Source organism: Winogradskyella undariae (assembly GCF_013285155.1).
GTDB lineage: Bacteria > Bacteroidota > Bacteroidia > Flavobacteriales > Flavobacteriaceae > Winogradskyella > Winogradskyella undariae.
The window spans coordinates 1-2,846 of record NZ_JABTEL010000041.1 but is presented as its reverse complement, the minus strand read 5'-3'; the positions used below and the strand labels follow the sequence as shown (position 1 = coordinate 2,846).

Genomic DNA, 2,846 nt, shown 5'->3' with positions numbered 1-2,846 from the left:
ATAATTACAGAAGTACTTTAGCAATAAATTAATAAGTTTTTACTTGTTTTTTACCACAGTACTTTGTTGGCAACTGGCTTTTGTTCATTCGTATTTAATTTCTCAAATTCCTAACGTAATTAATTCCTTCACGTTGTGATAAGTCAAAGAAGCTTTTATACATTCTTTTAATTCCATTTCTGGAACTTTTTGGTTTAATTTAAACACAATTGCTCGTTTTCCCTCATATTCAAATTTGTGGTCAAAAACCAATCTAAACGTATTTACTAATCTGCTTGTACATTGAAAATACATAGCGTATTGGTCTGGTGATTTTTCTTTCCAATCCATTCGCAATGTACTACCGTTTTTAGTTACAAAACTCGGTTCTCCCCATTTTAGAGTTTCTTCCAATCTGGTAATTCCTTCGGTTTCTTCCGCTGTTTCAATTACCAATTCACGTAGGAATTGCATTTTATCCCGAACAAAGTCGGGATAATTTGCAAAAACCTCATTTACTCTTTCGTCTGTTTTTATTTCAAACTTTTTTATTCGCATATTTTTGTTAGCCTTTAATGCCTACATAAAACTCGACTTCTGCATCTGTTGGATTTTGAGCCTTTTCTCCAAAAATTTCAAAGTCGGCATCATAGGTTCTGTCCAATTCCATTTCAAATATTTTCGACCATTGGTTTACGACCAAACCTTGCATTAAATCTCCTTTTGATGTCGTTTTGGAATAAGTTCCTCCATTAAATGATTTTCCAACCATTCCATTTGGCACACCATCTAAATTTTCAACTTTACAGCCAAGAATTGCTGTGTAAGGTTTTGTGTGGTCGCTTTCGTATTCCGTGTATAATGAATAAACGGAATTGTCTATTTTGTTCGGAATTTTAGAAATTACGTTTTCGGACATAAATCGTTGCCATAAATCGGCAATTTCTTGAGAAGCTTGTCCGTTTTCATTTGTTGTTCTTATCGAAATTCCGATAATTTTAAAAGGTTCAATTTTTACTACTTGCATCTTATTTATATTTTTTGATTTAATGCAAATTTAGATTGACCTTGTGACAAAGGTGTGTCAGGGGTGTTTTTATATTTTGAGCTACAATTTTCAAGATATCCTTGCAACGTCATTTTATGAGGTTTAAAATTCTTCTCCAAGATTTCTAATTTTTGGATGCAGTCAAGTCTAAAGGCTCTGAAGTCCTTTTTTTCTCTGCAAAAAGCAATAAGCACCCAATTTTCTTGTGTCGTGTAAAGTGCAAATGGTTCTATTTCTCTTTGACTTTTATTATCTGCCAATGACAGATAATCCATTTTTACCACTTGATAATTTGAAATAGTAGATTGAAGTTTTATGAGGTAATTACTTGTTTTTTCATTTTCCCGATTGTTGCGAACTTGAATTCTGTTTGTCAATAATTCTGTTTTTTCTTTTTGGTTGTATTTTAAAACAGATTTGATTTTGTTTATTGCACTTTCATATTGTTCGGTCAAAGATTGGTCTTTGTTTTTGCTAATCAATTGTTCAGCCGTTATAAGAGCATTCGCCTCATCTTGAGTAAACATTACAGGTGGAATTTTATAACCTTCCATTACTGAATAGCCTTTTCCTTCTTCCGTTACAATTGGAATTCCCGATTTTTCAAGTGTTCGGATGTCTCGATAAACCGTTCTGATACTTACATTATGTTTTTCGGCAATGTCTTTTGCAGTTACAATTCGTTTCGATTGTAATTGAGTCAAAATTGCTGTCAATCTTGCAAGTCTCGGTTTTTCTTTGTCCATTCAGATTGGTTTTTAGCTTGTTGCCAACGGTTACGTATAAGAATAGTGCGGTTTTGTGTGCGAGGATTTTCCGCAGGAAAATCAGAAGTAACAAAAATGCACGAACTCTTGATTAAGCACTAAACTACGCATTATTTTTATGCGATGTTGTAGCACGTTTTTATTTATTCAAGTTTTTTTTCCTTTCTCTTATTAGCATAAAACTCATAATTAAAATAATGCTTATTCCGATTACTAATAAACCGTATTTGAATAGTCCTGTTAGAAAAAATGTCAGGAAGCTACCATAACGACCTCTTTCAGATTTTTGAACGAGTTCAGATATGATGCTAGAATTCTCTAATAAGAAATAAAAGACAATACAGAACAAGCTAATTATGTATAGTTTTATGATTTTTAAATTTCTTTTATTCATCACTTATTTCAGATTATCAAAAAAATCAGTTGGGTTTGTTATAAATAAATGAGCTTTTGAATTTTTTAGTAATTTCGCTAATTCTCTAAAATTCGGATTAAACAGATTTCCATTTTCGTCCATTAAAATCCAGTCATTTCGGTCGCATAATTCCAGCATTGAATTTAAGAAATTTAGTTTTGAATCTCTCAAATCAGTCCGAAATCTAAAATCTTCTATAAAATTCTCTTTTTCGTTATAGTCAATACTCAAATCGTGGTCAACTTCTCCGTTTTCAATTTTCCAACTTTCGTTATTCCACGAAGCTCTTGGAATAATTTGGTCAATTTCGTTTCTTAATTCCGCAATGTTTATTTGAATTCCTTTCCACCATTTCGTTGTAATCGCATCTTCAAATTCAGGTTCAGGTGCTTCATTCAGTTCCACGTCATAATTTTCCCAATACTTTTCCCATTCAGCGTGTTTTATTTCAAGCTGTTTTGGAATTCCGCCATATTTTTTTTCAATCGGCTTTCTTGGAAGTACAAATGTTAGAAATTGGTATGTTGCCATTGGGTTTTCTTAAATGTGCTACAACGGTCTTGTGTATGGTTAGTTGCGTGTTTAAGCAACTAATTTAGTAAACAAAAACGAACGCGAGAAAATTCCGAAGGAATTT

The 2,846-nt window shown here is 32.3% G+C and carries 4 protein-coding genes; all 4 read right to left on the bottom strand.

All coding sequences use genetic code 11. The annotated features are described in order from the left end of the window. Positions 1-102: 102 nt before the first annotated feature. Positions 103-537, bottom strand: a complete 435-nt coding sequence (locus HSX10_RS18535; RefSeq protein WP_217363330.1) for a DUF1801 domain-containing protein — start codon at positions 535-537, stop codon at positions 103-105. Positions 538-544: 7 nt separating this feature from the next. After that, positions 545-1,006, bottom strand: a complete 462-nt coding sequence (locus HSX10_RS18530; protein WP_173589744.1) for a GyrI-like domain-containing protein — start codon at positions 1,004-1,006, stop codon at positions 545-547. Between the two features lie 5 nt (positions 1,007-1,011). Next, entirely contained in the window at positions 1,012-1,773 is a 762-nt protein-coding gene (locus tag HSX10_RS18525) for a helix-turn-helix transcriptional regulator (RefSeq protein WP_173589743.1), read from the bottom strand. Between the two features lie 418 nt (positions 1,774-2,191). Then, positions 2,192-2,740 carry a hypothetical protein gene (locus tag HSX10_RS18520; protein WP_173589742.1) on the bottom strand — a complete coding sequence of 183 codons (549 nt, stop codon included), beginning with the start codon at positions 2,738-2,740 and terminating at the stop codon, positions 2,192-2,194. Positions 2,741-2,846 lie beyond the last annotated feature (106 nt).